This window comes from Chromatiales bacterium, assembly GCA_020445605.1.
Lineage (GTDB): Bacteria > Pseudomonadota > Gammaproteobacteria > JAGRGH01 > JAGRGH01 > JAGRGH01.
In genome coordinates this window covers 45,408-60,488 of record JAGRGH010000063.1, presented here as the reverse complement: position 1 = coordinate 60,488, position 15,081 = coordinate 45,408, and the positions used below count along the sequence as shown (strand labels likewise).

The 15,081-nt window shown below is 65.1% G+C and carries 17 protein-coding genes; 6 read left to right on the top strand and 11 right to left on the bottom strand.

Annotation, left to right across the window (positions count from 1 at the left end; genetic code table 11):
• Positions 1-9 precede the first annotated feature (9 nt).
• The gene (pap, locus tag KDG50_15665; protein ID MCB1866854.1) at positions 10-1,506 is read left to right on the top strand and encodes a polyphosphate:AMP phosphotransferase; all 1,497 of its coding nucleotides are present in this window, start codon (positions 10-12) and stop codon (positions 1,504-1,506) included.
• Between the two features lie 147 nt (positions 1,507-1,653).
• On the opposite strand, the gene KDG50_15660 is transcribed toward pap, so the two are convergent.
• Positions 1,654-2,328: a hypothetical protein gene (locus KDG50_15660; GenBank protein ID MCB1866853.1), complete on the bottom strand. Its 675-nt coding sequence runs from the start codon at positions 2,326-2,328 to the stop codon at positions 1,654-1,656.
• Positions 2,329-2,625: 297 nt separating this feature from the next.
• On the opposite strand from KDG50_15660, the gene aroC reads away from it, so the two are divergent.
• The 3 genes from aroC (at position 2,626) to KDG50_15645 (ending at position 5,598) form a co-directional block, all read left to right on the top strand.
• Positions 2,626-3,729 carry a chorismate synthase gene (gene aroC, locus KDG50_15655; protein ID MCB1866852.1) on the top strand — a complete coding sequence of 368 codons (1,104 nt, stop codon included), beginning with the start codon at positions 2,626-2,628 and terminating at the stop codon, positions 3,727-3,729.
• 29 nt (positions 3,730-3,758) lie between these two features.
• Complete coding sequence (locus KDG50_15650) at positions 3,759-4,940, top strand: MFS transporter (protein MCB1866851.1); 1,182 nt, start codon at positions 3,759-3,761, stop codon at positions 4,938-4,940.
• Positions 4,941-5,121: 181 nt separating this feature from the next.
• Complete coding sequence (locus tag KDG50_15645; protein MCB1866850.1) at positions 5,122-5,598, top strand: Rrf2 family transcriptional regulator; 477 nt, start codon at positions 5,122-5,124, stop codon at positions 5,596-5,598.
• On the opposite strand, the gene KDG50_15640 is transcribed toward KDG50_15645, so the two are convergent.
• From KDG50_15640 to KDG50_15605, 8 genes are all read right to left on the bottom strand, one after another.
• Positions 5,547-7,655, bottom strand: a complete 2,109-nt coding sequence (locus tag KDG50_15640) for a response regulator (protein MCB1866849.1) — start codon at positions 7,653-7,655, stop codon at positions 5,547-5,549. The two genes, KDG50_15645 and KDG50_15640, sit on opposite strands and share 52 nt — an antisense overlap.
• Before the next feature lie 10 nt (positions 7,656-7,665).
• On the bottom strand, positions 7,666-8,511 hold the full coding sequence (locus KDG50_15635) for an amidohydrolase (protein ID MCB1866848.1): 846 nt from the start codon (positions 8,509-8,511) through the stop codon (positions 7,666-7,668).
• 3 nt (positions 8,512-8,514) lie between these two features.
• Positions 8,515-8,922 carry a DoxX family protein gene (locus KDG50_15630; protein ID MCB1866847.1) on the bottom strand — a complete coding sequence of 136 codons (408 nt, stop codon included), beginning with the start codon at positions 8,920-8,922 and terminating at the stop codon, positions 8,515-8,517.
• Between the two features lie 212 nt (positions 8,923-9,134).
• On the bottom strand, positions 9,135-9,782 hold the full coding sequence (gene hflD, locus KDG50_15625) for a high frequency lysogenization protein HflD (protein MCB1866846.1): 648 nt from the start codon (positions 9,780-9,782) through the stop codon (positions 9,135-9,137).
• Positions 9,783-10,006: 224 nt separating this feature from the next.
• The gene (gene mnmA / locus KDG50_15620; GenBank protein MCB1866845.1) at positions 10,007-11,101 is read right to left on the bottom strand and encodes a tRNA 2-thiouridine(34) synthase MnmA; all 1,095 of its coding nucleotides are present in this window, start codon (positions 11,099-11,101) and stop codon (positions 10,007-10,009) included.
• Complete coding sequence (locus KDG50_15615) at positions 11,098-11,571, bottom strand: NUDIX hydrolase (protein MCB1866844.1); 474 nt, start codon at positions 11,569-11,571, stop codon at positions 11,098-11,100. The genes mnmA and KDG50_15615 overlap by 4 nt, the downstream gene beginning before the upstream one ends.
• Positions 11,572-11,584: 13 nt before the next feature.
• Positions 11,585-12,394, bottom strand: a complete 810-nt coding sequence (locus KDG50_15610; GenBank protein MCB1866843.1) for a hypothetical protein — start codon at positions 12,392-12,394, stop codon at positions 11,585-11,587.
• A gap of 87 nt (positions 12,395-12,481) precedes the next feature.
• Positions 12,482-13,039 (bottom strand): pseudouridine synthase, encoded by a 558-nt coding sequence (locus tag KDG50_15605; GenBank protein MCB1866842.1) that lies wholly within the window; start codon positions 13,037-13,039, stop codon positions 12,482-12,484.
• Between the two features lie 35 nt (positions 13,040-13,074).
• Here KDG50_15605 and KDG50_15600 point away from each other — a divergent pair, with 35 nt between their 5' ends.
• Positions 13,075-13,953, top strand: coding sequence for a polyphosphate kinase 2 family protein (locus tag KDG50_15600; protein MCB1866841.1), 879 nt, complete (start codon positions 13,075-13,077; stop codon positions 13,951-13,953).
• A 20-nt stretch (positions 13,954-13,973) separates the two neighbouring features.
• Here KDG50_15600 and KDG50_15595 read toward each other — a convergent pair whose 3' ends face one another.
• Positions 13,974-14,240, bottom strand: coding sequence for a hypothetical protein (locus tag KDG50_15595; GenBank protein ID MCB1866840.1), 267 nt, complete (start codon positions 14,238-14,240; stop codon positions 13,974-13,976).
• A gap of 148 nt (positions 14,241-14,388) precedes the next feature.
• Here KDG50_15595 and KDG50_15590 point away from each other — a divergent pair, with 148 nt between their 5' ends.
• Entirely contained in the window at positions 14,389-14,745 is a 357-nt protein-coding gene (locus KDG50_15590; GenBank protein MCB1866839.1) for a hypothetical protein, read from the top strand.
• A 14-nt stretch (positions 14,746-14,759) separates the two neighbouring features.
• On the opposite strand, the gene KDG50_15585 is transcribed toward KDG50_15590, so the two are convergent.
• Complete coding sequence (locus KDG50_15585; protein MCB1866838.1) at positions 14,760-15,038, bottom strand: hypothetical protein; 279 nt, start codon at positions 15,036-15,038, stop codon at positions 14,760-14,762.
• Between the last annotated feature and the right edge of the window lie 43 nt (positions 15,039-15,081).

Genomic DNA, 15,081 nt, shown 5'->3' with positions numbered 1-15,081 from the left:
GGAGGGAAGATGTTCGAGAACGCAAAACTCGGTCACCGCCTCAGTCGGGAGGAGTACCACGCCCGTCGCGACGCGTTGCGTCCTGCGCTTCTGGAGGCACAGCGCGCCGTTCGCGAAAAGGGCGTGCCGGTCGTTGTGCTGGTCTCGGGCATGGACGGGGCTGGCAAGGGGCAGTTCGTCAACCGGCTCGGCGAATGGCTCGATCCGCGCGGCGTGCGGGTCCATGCGTTCTGGGACGAAACCGACGAGGAAATCCAGCGCCCGCGCATGTGGCGCTTCTGGCGCGTGCTGCCGCCGCGTGGCGAGATCGCAGTACTGTTCGACGGTTGGTATCAGTGGCCGATCGAGCAGCGTTTCAATGAAGGATGGGGGGATGCGCGATTGTCGGTGAGCCTCGGCCGCATCCGCGAGTTCGAGCGCATGCTGATCGAGGATGGCGTGCTGATCATCAAGCTCTGGTACCACTTTTCCAAGGGCATCCAGCGCAAGCGGCTCAAGCAGCGCAAACACGACGCGCATTCGCGCTGGGGCATGCTGCCGAAGAAGGCCGAGTTCAAGCTGCGCTATGAACTGTTCGAGGGTATTGGTGAGCAGATCATGCGCGAGACTGACCTCGGACGCGCGCCATGGCATGTGATCGAAGCGAGCAATGCGCGATATCGGAACATTGTCGGCGGCGAGGCGATTCTTCACGCCGTGCAGCACCGCCTGGCCAACGCGAGTCTCTCGGCATCGTCCGAGCCGACTGCCACGCCGGAAGCAGCAACCGCGCTCACCGGTGACGACCTGGTCGAGCTGACGCTGCTCGATACGCTGGACCTGACGCGACGGATCGATGTCGACGACTACGATCGGCAGATGGCGGTACTACGCGCCCGCATCAACGAACTGAGCTGGGCGGCGTACAAACAACAGCGCTCGTCGGTGCTGGTCTTCGAGGGCGTGGATGCGGCCGGCAAGGGCGGTGCGATCCGTCGCGTGGTCGAGACCGTGGACGCGCGGCTGCGCAGGGTGATCCGCATTGCGGCACCGCGTGAATTCGAGCGCGACTTTCATTATCTGTGGCGATTCTGGCGCTATCTTCCGCGCGCCGGACGAATGACGGTGTACGACCGGTCCTGGTATGGGCGGGTGCTCGTTGAGCGGGTAGAGGGCCTCACGCCTGAAGCGCGCTGGCAGCGGGCCTTTCTCGAGATCAACGACTTCGAACAGCAGTTGCACGACGCCGGTGCGATTGTCATGAAGTTCTGGTTGCAGATCTCACCTGAGGAACAGCTCGCACGGTTTGAATCACGCGCCCAGACCGAACACAAGCGGCACAAGATCACCGACGAGGACTGGCGTAACCGTGATCGCTGGGACGACTATCGGCTGGCCGCCAACGAAATGTTCGAGCGGACTTCGACGCACCATGCGCCGTGGACGTTGGTTCCCGCGGACGACAAGCGGTACGCGCGGGTTGAAGTTTTGACGACCGTCTGCAAGCGTCTTGAGGCGGCCTTGTAGGGGATGCAAGCCGGGGCCTGGCAGGTCGTTGGCGCCTTCTTCTCAATCGCCCGTGACGGCGGGCTTTCGAACCGAAGAAATCGCAGGCATAAAAAAACCGGGTCGGGCATTTGCCGGACCCGGTTTGCAGGATCTGAGAACGCTGGCCTAGTTCGGGCTGCCGTCGTCGTCGTCAAGCAGCAGCATTGCGCCGACGGCGCCAAAGCCTACGAAGGCGGCGACTACCGGCTCAGTAAACAGGCCACCACCGCCTGCGGCGGCACTGCCGCCACCACCCGCAGCTGCGCCACTGCCGCTGGCTGCTGAGGCACTGCTGCCTGCACCGCCACTGGCCGCTGACGCACCACCGCTACCCGCTCCGCCCGCGGATGCGGAACTCGAGCTGGCTACCGTGGCCTTGGGCGCCATCGCCGCTGGCGGCGGCGCCGAGGCGACGGGTGGCGGAGGCGGCGGCGGAGCCGAGGCTGCCGGTGGCGGGGCCGCGCCGATCGCTTCGCTGGCCGGGGCCACGGCGACCGGGCCGCAGTTTGGATCCTTCGTGATGGTCACGTAGGCGTTTTTCAGTACGTGGGTCATGCCCGAACGAACACACTGATCCAAATTCAGTACGAGTTCGTTGGAATCCGGCACCAGATAGCGATTTCCCACGCGGACATCGGCGCCAACTGCGACCGACTGGAACTTGCCGTCGCCGTTGTCATCGACGAACGCCTTGCCTTTGATGCTGGAAACGGTGCCGACGACATCACCGGCCTGCGCGACGCCTGTGGCGATGGCGATCAAACCGGCGGTTACGGCGGTGGTCAGACGAGAACGCTTCATAACTCCAGTGCCTCCCATCGGGCCTGTAGGCGCGGCGCGTGTGAACCTGTGGCGCGTCGCATAGAGATTGCAGTCCCGAAAAGGCTAGCATGAATACCCGATTTGCGCCAGTTAATGATCGTCAATCGGCGCGCATTTTCCGGCGGCCGGCGTTCGGCCCACAGCGGCGGAAAAATGGCCTGTCCGCCGCACCTGAACGGGTCGCGGTCGGCTGCCGTCGCGCACCGCGCAGCGGCGATTCGCCGATGGTTCCACTGGCATAATGCGACGGTCTTCCAGCCATAGCGGAGCGCAGCGTTGTCCGGCAACACCTTCGGCCGATTATTTGCGGTCACCTCGTTCGGCGAGAGCCATGGGCCCGCGATCGGCTGTGTGGTCGACGGCTGCCCGCCCGGGCTTGGGCTGTGCGAGGCCGACCTGCAGGGCGATCTGGATCGCCGCCGCCCCGGCCAGTCCCGCCACACGACCCAGCGTCGTGAGCCCGATGCGGTGCGCATCCTGTCCGGCGTTTTCGAGGGCGTGACGACCGGGGCGCCGATCGGTCTGGTGGTCGAAAATGTCGACCAGCGATCGAAAGACTACTCGCAAATCAAGGACTTGTTCCGACCTGGGCACGCTGATTACACCTACGCGCAGAAGTATGGCGTGCGCGACTACCGGGGTGGCGGCCGTTCCTCCGCACGCGAAACCGCCATGCGCGTTGCGGCGGGCGGAATCGCCAAAAAGTACCTGCGCGAGCGTCTCGGCATCGAGATTCGCGGCTATCTGGCGGCCCTGGGGCCGATCCGGGTCCAGCGCGTGGAGTGGGACGAGATCGAACGAAACGCGTTTTTCTGCCCGGACCCCGACCGCATCGCCGAAATGGAGGCGTTCATGGACGCGCTGCGGCGCGATGGAGATTCCGTTGGCGCCCGTGTGAATGTCGTCGCGGCCGGTGTGCCGCCGGGGCTTGGCGAGCCGATCTTCGATCGTCTGGACGCCGACATCGCCCACGCGATGATGAGCATCAACGCGGTCAAGGCAGTCGAGATCGGCGCGGGATTCCGCAGCGTCGAGCAGCGCGGCAGCGAGCACCGCGACGAGATCACGCCGGAGGGGTTTCTGAAGAACGACGCTGGCGGCACGCTGGGTGGCATTTCCAGTGGTCAGGACGTCGAGGTCTCGATCGCGCTGAAGCCGACTTCAAGCATCCTCAAACCCGGCCGCAGCGTCGACAGCCACGGCCAGCCCGCTGAGGTGGTCACCCGCGGGCGCCATGACCCCTGCGTGGGCATCCGCGCCGTGCCGATCGCCGAGGCGATGCTGGCGCTCGTGCTGATGGATCACTGGCTGCGCCACCGTGCTCAGAATGCCGATGTCGCTTCCGGCGTCCCGGTGATTCCGTCCCGCGCCGAATCCTGATCACAGCCGTGGGCGCCCGGTCGCCTGCGCTGCCGTACTGGCGGCTGTCGGGGTTTTATCTCGCCTATTTCGCGGCCCTGGGGGCGCTGGTGCCGTACTGGCCGCTGTACCTCGAGGGCCGTGGTTTCGGCGCGGCCGAGATCGGCGAGCTCATCGCGGTGCTCATGGCCACCAAGCTGCTTGCGCCGTTCCTCTGGAGCTGGCTCGCCGACCGCACGGGCCTGCGCATGCCCGTGGTGCGCAGCGGTTCGCTGCTGGCGGTGCTGAGCTTCACCCTGGTGCTGTTCGAACCGGGATTCTGGCCACTGGCGCTGGTGACGGCGCTGTTCAGCTTCTTCTGGAACGCCGCGCTGCCGCAGTTCGAGGCCGTGACGCTGAACCACCTGCGGCACGACACCCATCAATATCCGCGCGTGCGGTTGTGGGGCTCGGTCGGATTCGTGGTCACGGTCGTTGCCTGCGGGCCGCTGCTCGACCGGTTCGGAACCGGATGGCTGCCAGCGGTCTTGCTTGCATGTTTCGTACTGATCTGGGGCGTCTCGCATCTGGTCGCCGACGCACCGGGCGTCGGACAGGCAGGGCATCCGCCGCGCGGCGGAACGCTCGTGAAGATCATGCGCGCGCCACCCGTGGCGGCGTTCTTCGTGGTCTGCTTTCTGGCGCAATTCGGGCATGGCCCGTACTACGCGTTCTTTTCGGTGCATCTGGAGGCCAGCGGCTACAGTCGCACGCTGATTGGCCAGCTCTGGGCGCTCGGGGTGATCGCGGAAATCGCCCTGTTCATCGTGATGCCCCGGCTGGCGGGGCGCCTGAATCTGCGCCGGATGCTGGTCCTGGCACTGGCGATTGCGGCAGTGCGCTGGCTGGCGATCGGGCTGTTCGCAGACCGGCTTTGGGTGGTGCTGCTCGCCCAGCTCGGCCACGCCGCAACCTTCGGTCTGTTTCACGCCGGCGCGATCGAACTCGTGCATCGGTACTTCCACGGTCGGCACCAGGGCCGCGGGCAGGCGCTGTATTCGAGCCTGAGTTTCGGGGCAGGCGGCGCGGCGGGAAGCCTGTCCGCCGGCTATCTCTGGTCTGCCGGGGCGCAGTGGGCGTTCGGGGTGGCGGCCGGCGCCGCTGCGCTCGGGGCGCTCGTCGCCTGGCTGTGGCTGCGCGGCCCCGAGGCCGAGCGGCCCGCCCGGATCGAGGCCCCCGAAGCCCCGGTCTGATCTGCGGAATTGATCACCCGCGGATTCCCGCGCAAAATACTCAGGAAAGCAGTCCGGTCAGGTGTCCCGGTCAGCGGCGTGGAGCGTGTTCGCGTAGGCGCGGATTCTCAGCCGCGCCGGGGTTTGGACTGCGTCGAGCCTGCGCCCACCGGGCGTGGGCCGGATTTTTCGGGGATTGAGTATGCGACTGTCGACCAAAGGCCGTTATGCCGTGACGGCGATGCTGGACCTCGCCTTGCGCGACGAGGAGCACGGCCACACCACGCTGGCGGACATTTCGGGCTGCCAGGACATTTCGCTGTCCTATCTCGAGCAGCTGTTCGCGAGGCTGCGCAAGGCCGGCCTCGTGCAGGGTCTGCGCGGGCCTGGCGGCGGCTACCGGCTGGCGCGTGACGGAGCGGAAATCTCCATCGCCGAGATCATCACGGCGGTCGACGAGAACGTACAGCTCACCCGCTGCGGGGGACGTGAGAACTGCAAGGACGGTGAGCGCTGTCTGACCCACGATCTGTGGATGGAACTGAGCGAGTCCATCCATGACTACCTGAGCAGGGTCAGTCTTGCCGACCTGGTCGAGCGCGGCCGCACCCGTGCCGCCTCCGACACTCAGCGCGACGTGTCGCTGTCGCGCGCCGCCGGGCGTTCCCGCGCTGGCTGAACAGTGTTGCGTGCCGGCAGCAGCCGGCGCAGGGCCGTGAGCAGTTCCACGCGACTCGTGGGCTTGATCAACACCTCGTCGATGCCGGCCTCGGTGCAGTCCTGACGCACGCCGTCCGGGGCGTCGGCCGTCAACGCAATCACCGGGATCGCCGCATTCGGTCCGGCCCCGGCCCGAAGTTCGCGCGCCACCTCGAGACCGGATGCAATCGGCATGCGCAGGTCCAGCAGCGCGGCGGCGAAGTGCTCGCGATCGAGCCGGCGCAGCGCCTGACCACCATCGCTCGCGACCACGACCTCGAAACCGGCCGCGCTCAGATAGGATTCGAAAATCGTCGCGTTGATCTCGTTGTCGTCGGCGATCAGCACCCGTGGCGCGCGCTCCTGAACCAGTTCCAGCCGCCGCGGGTCGGCACGGCGAGTTTCGCCGAACAGTCCGGTCAGGAGCGGAAACAGATTGCCCGCGAACAGCGGCTTCAGCGTGGTCAGAAAACGCTGCCCTTCGGCCGCGCCGGCGCGATGCGGATACAGCAGGGCGCCGACGGGCAGCGACCGGTAGCCAGCGGCATCGATCTGGCGACGGGTCGCCTTGAAGTCGCGGCCGGTCAGCGTATCGGCAATCAGTCCGGCGTCGGCATGCGCAAGGCGCGCGATGAACGCATCGATGTTCGCGGTCACCTCGACGTTCAGGTTGCAGGGCTGGAGATAATCCAGCAGTACCGTGGCGTCCGTGCCGGCGTCTGCGCACACGACGATGTTGCGCTGAGCGAAGTCTGGCACCGTGAGTGGCTGGGCGGTCGCGGCATCGATCGGCAACCGCACGCTGAATCGGCTGCCGCGTCCGGGCTCGCTGTGCGGCTCGATCGATCCGTGCATGAGTTCGACCAGTCCTTTCACAATGGACAGGCCGAGCCCTGTTCCACCGAAGCGGCGCGCGGTGGATGCGTCGGCCTGGTGAAACGGGTCAAACACCCGCTCGATCTGGTCGGGATGGATTCCAATGCCGGTGTCCACGACTGAAAACTCCAGTTCCCCTTCGACCGGAGACTGCACTTCGATTCGAATCTCGCCGCGTTCGGTGAATTTCACGGCGTTGGATATCAGGTTGCCGATGACTTCCTGAAGTCGCAGCTGGTCGAAGTTGATGTGGCGCGGCACCTCGCCGTCGATTACACAGTAAAGATCGATGCGCTTGTTCCACGCCGACTCTGCATACAGCATCAGTGTCGCGTGGATGGCTTCGTGCAGATCGAATGGGCGAAGTTCGAGCTGCATCTGGTGTGATTCGAGCCGCGACAGATCGAGCAGGTTGTTCAGCATCCCGAGCAGCAGCTTCGCCGAGGTGTCCAGCGAGCGCATGTAGGTGCGCTGGGTTTCGTCCAGGCGGGTCTCGGACATCAGCGCGGTCATGCCGACGACGCCGTTCAACGGCGTGCGAATCTCGTGACTGACATTCGCGAGGAATGCGCTCTTGGCCGCGTTGGCCGTTTCGGCCTGGCTGCGGGCAAGCACCAGGCGGCGCAGCAGTCGATCCTGATAGAGCGGCAGGATGGTCAGCCCCGCGTAACCGAACAGCACCTCGAACGGTGCGGTCTGCCAGGTGCCGAGTACCGCAAGGACGATGGTGTAACCAACGACGCTTGAAATCGACGCCGTGAGCAGACCCATGCGCCCGTAGCGGACGCCGTGACCAATGAAAATCCATATGAAAATAAGAAAATAGGGTCCCAGTGGATCGCCCGTCAGATACAGCGACCAGACCACCGCGGATGCATCGCCGGCGACTGCAAGATAGCGTTGCCACGGGGGATGTGGTCGATACCAGGCGCTGATCAACAGCCAGACGAACCACAGGAGATAGATTCCGAACAATGCAATCGTGAGCGTCGCGTCGAGCTGATAGTGTCCGGATACGATCGCGGTGCCGAGATACGCCGCGGTAAACAGCCAGAAGGCCATGCGCACCAGTGCTGATTGCAGATCGTCATCGTCGCGAATGCGCTTGACGAGCCGCTGGCCGTCCGCGGTCCCGGCGTCCTGAAGTTCGTTGATGTTCATGATGGCTGCTTCATTGATCAGAGTCCGACAAACGGCAGCGATAGATGCGCGGCAGGTTTTCGTGCGCAATCAGAGTGGCGACGTCTGGCGGCAGCTGCGCGAGCCACGCCCGAATCGTCCGCGCGACGGATGGAAGTTCCGCCCAGCGTTCCGGGCGGAAGGTGTCGACACCGACCAGAAACCGTTCCGGGTATTCCATGAACAGCCATGCCCAGTCGTCGTCCAGGACGCCATCCGGTGCGATGCGTTCGTCGCGCACGGAGGTGTCGATGTACAGATTCGGATGGCGCCGTAGGTAGTCCGCGAGCAGCGGCGGATACGGATAGGCGCCGGCATGTGCCCAGACCACCCGCGCGGCTGGAGCGAGTTCGAACAGTGCATCGATCACGGCCGGATCGCCGTGGATCAGCAGGGCGAGATCGCGTTCGACCGCCAGTTCGACGACCTGTTGAAACACCGCGCTGTGTCGCCCCGCTGCGAATAGATGCAGTTCGCCGATACCGCACCAGTGCATGGCATCGAGTCGCCTGGCCAGCCGGCCGGGAAGCGCCGCGTCATACATCCATGTCTCCTTGTTCACGGCATTCTCATACACGCCGAGTAGCGGCAGAACACGACCCGGCTGCGCCGCGGCAAGCTCGGCGACGAGTTGTGGCGGCCGGCTGGTGATCACCGCCCGATCGATGCCCGCCGCGTCGAGGACTTCGCTGATCCGTGCGGGCGGAAGGGCCTCGTGAATGTCCGCGTCGTAGTGCAGGTGCGCGTCGTTGAACGCTGCGCAATTTGTCGTTGCGGTTACCCAGATCAGGATGCGGGCAACGAGGCTCGTGGTCCGTCGCCGCCCCCCTGCCTGCATGGGTCAGTCCGGCCGGATCGCGAACCGCCCGCTGCCGAGCAACATGATTGCCACGGATCCGAACAGGAACAGCCCCTGCAGTTCCAGCGCCCAGCCGCCGTGGCCCGTGAGTTTCGCGAGGTCCGCCATGTGCACCAGACCGATGGCCACCAGCATGTTCACGGCCATCAGGGCGCCACCCAGGCGACAGAACAGGCCCAGGATGACAAGGATCGGTGCCAGCACCTCGCCGAGATATACGCCGTAGGCAATCTGTGAGGGCAGGCCGGCGCCGGTGAGCCGCTCGCCGATCTTGCCAAGCGCCTCCGCGTGCATGATCTTCGCCACGCCGTGGAACAGCATCAGTCCGCCGACGCTCAGGCGCAGTACGAGCTTGCCGAGGGCGTCACCCGGGGACGATTGCGCAATCATGATTTACCCCTCCCGTTGTTTCAAAAGACCCCTCTCTGATCAAGCGATTCTGACTTGCCAGAGCAACGTAAACGAAAAGTGTGACTTTTCGCCAAATTTTCCCGCTTTCGACGGCTTGCCGCCGTCGATCATGGCGCCACCTCCCTGTGCCGCCGGAAACCTTGATACCGGATCGTGTCTACCGCGCTGCGCGCCAAGTGTCCCGGCTGGCCTCATGTCGTGTGCGTGGGCTGCGATTCCGCGCGCTGCAACAGCGCGCGCGCCAGACGCACGATGCGGCGCCGGTGCCACATCAGCTGCAGACGACCACCGCCGACCTGGCTCCAGAGCACCGCGGCGCGAACGCCGGCCAGCAGCAGCGCGCGCACGCGCGTGGCGACCAGCGGCCGGTTCAGATGTCCGGCCTGACCGCGCACGATCACGCGCGGACGCAGCGTGCTGACGGTCTGCACATAGAGCTCCGACAGTGGCGCGATCACGTCGTCGTGCAGCGCACCGAGCCGCTGGCGCAGCTTGTCGATGCGTTCGATGCCATCGCGCAGCTGCGCGAGCATTGCCGCGTTGGCGCTCAATCGACGTTCGAGTTGCAGGAGCACGATGACGTATTGCGTGACCTGCAGATTTCGCCCCTGACCGCCCTCGAGCTGTTGCACGAGCAGTCGCAGTCCGGGCTGGAGATGCTCGAGCCCCCCGTAGACTGCGGCGGTGCTGTCGGCATCGATGCGAAAGATGCTCTCCAGGCAGGTGCTCATGGTCTCGCTGTCGGCGATGCCGGTGCGCGCGATTTGGTCGACCAGCGCGGTCGCCTGAAACAGGCCCGCCAGTGCGATGGCGGTACGTTCGTCCGGGGCGCGGATCACTCTAGGGCCATACTCTGTGGAAATGCCCGTCCGAGTCTAGCAGGTTGTTGAAAAAGGACCATCCATGGCCTTTTCAACATCGCAACCGAAAAGCGCGGTTTTCGGTTGCTCACGAAAATCAAACACTTGGGTGTTCGACTTTCGGGCGCGACGTCCCTGTTTCACGATATCAGGCTGTTGAAACGAGAATTTCAACAGCCTGCTGGCAAGTTCCCGGCGACCGGTCAGGGCACCCGGTCGATGACCGCGCCACCCAGACAACGTGTGCCGGCGTAGAACACGACGGACTGCCCGGGCGTCGCCGCGCGTTGCGGTGCGTCGAACGCGACGTCCAGCCGGCCGTCCGGATTGCCCGCGTGAACGACGCAGGCCTGCAGCGGTTGACGGTGGCGGATGCGTGCGCTGGCGCGAAACTCCACGTCTGGCGCAGTACCGTCGATCCAGTGCGCAGGGTCGGTCGTGAGCCGTGTGTGCATCAGGCGCGGATGGTCATGCTGCTGCGCCACGATCAGCGCATTGCGTGCCGGCTCCTTTGCGACCACGTACCAGGCCGCCTCGCGGGCGCCGGCGACGCCGCCCACGCCCAGCCCCTGACGCTGACCCAGGGTGTAGAACGCAAGCCCGGCGTGTTCGCCGATCACCGCTCCGTCCACCGTTTCGATCGGCCCCGGCGCGCGTTCGACATAGCGGCCGAGAAAATCCGCGAACCGGCGTTCTCCAATAAAGCAGATGCCGGTGGAGTCCCTGCGGTCGTGATTGGGTAGGCCCGCAGCGCGCGCGATGGCCCGCACTCCGGGCTTGGTGAGTTCGCCAAGCGGAAAGCGTGCACGCGCGAGCACGTCGGCGTCGAGCGTGTGCAGGAAATAGGTCTGGTCCTTGTCTTCGTCGCGGCCGCGATGCAGTTCGGCCCGTCCGTCGCGCATTTCGATGCGCGCGTAGTGACCCGTTGCGATGGCGGCCGCGCCGCGCGAGAGCGCATGGTCGAGAAAGGCGCGAAACTTGATCTCGCGGTTGCACAGGATGTCCGGGTTCGGCGTGCGGCCGGCGCGGTACTCGTGCAGGAAGTTCTCGAACACGCGGTCCCAGTATTCGCTGGCGAAATTGACCGCGTTCAGCTCGATGCCGAGGTGTGCCGCCACCGCCTTCGCATCCGCGAGATCCTGGGCGGCCGCGCAATATTCCGCATCGTCGTCTTCCTCCCAGTTCTTCATGAACAGCGCGTCGACGGGGTGGCCGGCTTCGAGCAACCGCAGCGCGGCGACGGCGGAGTCCACCCCACCTGACAGCCCCACTGTGATCGGTTCTCGCACGGCGTTCAGTCCGCCAGCGGAAAGTCTGCAATCAGCTCCAGCGGATAGCGTCGGCCGGCGCGAAAATCATCGATACAACGCAGCACAAGCTGGCTGCGCAGCATCTCGGGGCGCGCGGCGAGTTCCTCGCGCGATAGCCACACCGCGCGCTGCACGCCGTCGTCGAGCGGCTGGACCGGGTCGTGTTGGTCGACTGCACCGCAGAAACAGAATCGCAGGTAGGTCGTGCCGCCAAACGCGCGCGTCTCCAGCCGGTAGACGCCGACCAGTGCCTGCGGGGTGAAACGCCATGCGGTCTCTTCGCGCGTCTCGCGCACCACGGCGTCGAGCAGGGTCTCACCCGCGTCCAGATGGCCCGCAGGCTGATTGCGCACGAGCTGGTCGCTGTCGGCGTATTCCTCGACGATCAGGAATCGACCCTCGCGTTCGACGATGGCCGCCACGACGACATTGGGTTTCCAGATTTCGGAATGACTCATTTCCGGTGACGCCTCATGAACGGGCCCGCTGGTGTTCCGCGACCGACACCAGTTCCTGATACAGCTGCTGTGCGGACGCGTCCATGTTCTTCGCCTCTGCCGGACGGATGCCGGCGGACTTGATGGAGGCGAGCGCCGGCCTGAGGTCGGCCGTTTCCAGGTCCAGATATCCCGCCAGACGACCGAGTTCCTGAACCGCGGATTGCGGACTCAGAAACCAGTCATAAACACTGATGTAAGCGTTCGTACGGTCCTGAATGTCGCGCAGGATCCGGTTGTAGGCCCGCCAGATCTGCAACGACAGCTCGTTGACCGATAGTCCGGCCTGCTCGGCTACGGGAGTTACAAAGCCCGTGACGCACATCGAGGACACGGACGCCGCCGGTGAGCGCAGGATGATCACCGGCCGCAGGTCTTGGTAGCCCAATTCCCGCAGCAGCCGCTCCCAGAATGGATACAGCAGTACCGTACGCGGGTCTTTCCAGCCCCACAGGCCTGCGTCGCCGAACTGTTCGCGCAGGTAGGACGCGACCGGCCCGGAAACCCCGGGCGGCATCGACAGGCTCGCAGCCGATTGCGCGGCCGCGAGCAGCCGTTCCTCGGGGGCGAACCCGTGGGGATGGCAGCCCATGACCTGAAGTGCGCGCATGTCAACGCCGAGAAAGAACCGGTTCTCCCAGAATCCGTGTACGTTTGCATGATTGGCTTCCAGCAGCGGTTCGCCGAGCTGCACGCCCATCAGGTTCAGCATGCGCGCAAGCATGGACGTGCCGCTGCGGTGCATGCCCAGCACGGGCACTACGGTGGAAGAGGTTCGGGTCATGGATTTACCAGGTCTACGGCGTGACGTGCCGCGGTCATTCGCCGAGATCCGCGCGGGATGTCGGGACGGGTTCCAAGCATACCCATATCAGTCGGGCGCAAGGCACCATTGCCCGGGCGCCAGGTCGCCGAGCCGGTACGGGCCCACCGCGGTTCGCACCAGGCGCAGGGTCGGCAGACCGACCGCAGCCGTCATGCGCCGAATCTGACGGTTGCGACCCTCGCGGATCGCCAGCTCGATCCACGCGGTCGGGATATTGCGCCGGAACCGCACCGGCGGGTCCCGGGGCCACAGGCCGGGCGGCGCGATCCGCACTGCACGTGCCCGGCGAGTGGGGCCGTCGCTGAGGTCCACTCCAGCGCGGAGTTGCTCCAGCGCATGGTCTGACGGCTCGCCCTCGACCTGCACCAGATAAGTCTTCCACAGCTTGTGGCGTGGATCGGCCAGCCGGTGCTGCAGGGCACCGTCGTCGGTCAGTACGAGCAGCCCTTCGCTGTCGCGGTCCAGCCGCCCTGCGGCGTAGACGCCGGGCGCCTGCACAAAGTCCGCCAGCGTCGCCCGCCCGTTGGGGTCCGTGAACTGGCAGAGCACGCCGAAGGGCTTGTTCAGCAGCAGCACGCGCCGCGCGGGGGTTTCCGCTAGCATCGGGACCGAAACCTGAAAGTTCGAGGAGTGACCTCATGGTGATCGAACCGGTCGAATCCCGCCACCTCGTGCCGTTTGACGGTGCGTTCAGGCTTGACGGCATTTCCACCCGCCCGCCGGACGGCGCGGCCGAGGGGAAATCGCTGAAGAAACGCCTGAACAAGATCGTCGACGGCCTGGACGAGTGGCAGCGGCGGCTGTACGCGGCCGACACCCACGCGGTGCTGCTCGTCTTCCAGGCCATGGACGCCGCCGGCAAGGACAGCACGATCCGCGCGGTCCTGCGCGGGATCGATCCGGCCGGCTGCCAGGTGTTCTCGTTCAAGCAGCCGTCAAAGGAGGAACTCGACCACGACTTTCTCTGGCGCACTGCGCGCTGCCTGCCGGAGAAGGGGCGTGTCGGCGTGTTCAACCGAAGTTATTACGAGGAGGTGCTCGTCGTCCGCGTGCATCCGGAGTTCCTCGGTGGCCAGCGCATTGATGTGCCGAACGATCTCGACGCGCTCTGGGAGCAGCGCTACACCTCGATTCGTGAACACGAGCGGCACCTCGCTGCGAACGGCACGCTGATCCTGAAGTTCTGGCTGAACGTTTCCTACGAGGAACAGCGCCGGCGATTCCTGTCCAGACTCGAAGAGCCGGAAAAAAACTGGAAGTTCGCAGTCGGTGATGTGAAGGAGCGCGCGCGCTGGAACGACTACATGCAGGCCTATGAGGCTGCGCTGGCGGCGACCTCGCGCCCGTGGGCGCCGTGGTATGCCATCCCGGCCGACGACAAGCCGTACATGCGCTGGAAGGTCGCCGCGATCGTGCGGAAGGCCTTTGCCCGGCTGGCGCCTGCGTATCCGACGGTCGCCGAGGACGAGCGCGTGCGCTTCGACGAGATGCGGACCCTGCTGGAGTCGCAGGCCTGAGCTGACGACCTGCGGGCCGCTTATTCCTCGCCGTAGACCATGGGCTTTTTCGGCGGCGTCAGCACCAGGCGCTCGGCCGCGAGTTCGTCCTTCGCGAACATGATCTTGTACTGAAGTCCGGCGGCCGGGTCGGCCTGTGCGCGCAGGGCGCGGACGTTCTTCTTCGCCTGCTGGAAGTCGTCGTGCGATTCCAGCAGCGTGGCACGGCGCGGGTTCTCGCGCATCTCGAACAGGTAGTAGGGCATGGGGATTTCGTCGTTCAGGCGGGTGGGAGATGATACCTGCACGGCTGACTCAGCGTTGGCGATCCTGACCATACTCGCTATGGCTGCGAATCGCCGCCTTGATTCAGCCCTGCTCAGCCACGCAGAGACGATAGATAATTGCGGGACAGGACACTAGACTCGAACCTCACGCCCGCGCCCGACAAGCCTCATGAAAGACGCCCCGAACATCCGCACCGCGATTCCGCGTCGCAGAGTCCAGATCGGCGAATTCCAGCTGACGATCCTCGGCGACATCGAGAGCAACGATCCGCTCCCGTATCGCTGGATTGCGGCGTTCGTGCAGTCCGGCGAGAGCAAACCGCAGCTGTATGTGTGCAGCGAAAAGGCGCGTCGTGCCGAGGCCGATCGTGGCGCGTGGCGGTTGCGGGTGGTCGACCCGACGATCTCGGACGTTTTGGATGTCGGCGATCAGTGGGGTGATCTGGAGAACTTCACCGCCGAGGCGATCCGTGTTGGCCAGAAGCTGCTGAAACTCTCAGATGAAACGCCGTGGGTGCTGAGCTGATCAACTTCTGCTGACTACTTGTTGCCCCAGATCTTGGCCACTGCCTGATCGGAACCCAGCAGGCCAACAATTTCACATACCGCGCCTGTTGAGAAAAACACGGTAAACGGCAACCAGGCGCCGGGCAGGGCTGCGTAAATGGCGGTTGCCAGCGAAGCGACGGACAGCAGCAAGAACAGCGCGCCTACAACGATCAGAATGGTGCGGTGGGATCGCTTGTAGCTGTATTCACTCGCGCCCGTCTCAAACAGCTTGAGAATTGGTGAAAAGACTTTCCTCAGCCGGGTTTTCATGAGTCTTGGCGTTGGCATCCGGGCGTTTCCTGCTGGGCAGGAA

What these genes read in the sequence shown, in the direction of transcription:
- pap (MCB1866854.1), top strand. Translation starts at nt 10, where the DNA reads ATGTTCGAGAACGCAAAACTCGGTCACCGCCTCAGTCGGGAGGAGTAC.
- KDG50_15660 (MCB1866853.1), bottom strand. Translation starts at nt 2,328, where the DNA reads ATGAAGCGTTCTCGTCTGACCACCGCCGTAACCGCCGGTTTGATCGCC.
- KDG50_15645 (MCB1866850.1), top strand. Translation starts at nt 5,122, where the DNA reads ATGCGACTGTCGACCAAAGGCCGTTATGCCGTGACGGCGATGCTGGAC.
- KDG50_15640 (MCB1866849.1), bottom strand. Translation starts at nt 7,655, where the DNA reads ATGAACATCAACGAACTTCAGGACGCCGGGACCGCGGACGGCCAGCGG.
- KDG50_15635 (MCB1866848.1), bottom strand. Translation starts at nt 8,511, where the DNA reads ATGCAGGCAGGGGGGCGGCGACGGACCACGAGCCTCGTTGCCCGCATC.
- KDG50_15630 (MCB1866847.1), bottom strand. Translation starts at nt 8,922, where the DNA reads ATGATTGCGCAATCGTCCCCGGGTGACGCCCTCGGCAAGCTCGTACTG.
- KDG50_15615 (MCB1866844.1), bottom strand. Translation starts at nt 11,571, where the DNA reads ATGAGTCATTCCGAAATCTGGAAACCCAATGTCGTCGTGGCGGCCATC.
- KDG50_15610 (MCB1866843.1), bottom strand. Translation starts at nt 12,394, where the DNA reads ATGACCCGAACCTCTTCCACCGTAGTGCCCGTGCTGGGCATGCACCGC.
- KDG50_15605 (MCB1866842.1), bottom strand. Translation starts at nt 13,039, where the DNA reads ATGCTAGCGGAAACCCCCGCGCGGCGCGTGCTGCTGCTGAACAAGCCC.
- KDG50_15600 (MCB1866841.1), top strand. Translation starts at nt 13,075, where the DNA reads ATGGTGATCGAACCGGTCGAATCCCGCCACCTCGTGCCGTTTGACGGT.
- KDG50_15590 (MCB1866839.1), top strand. Translation starts at nt 14,389, where the DNA reads ATGAAAGACGCCCCGAACATCCGCACCGCGATTCCGCGTCGCAGAGTC.
- KDG50_15585 (MCB1866838.1), bottom strand. Translation starts at nt 15,038, where the DNA reads ATGAAAACCCGGCTGAGGAAAGTCTTTTCACCAATTCTCAAGCTGTTT.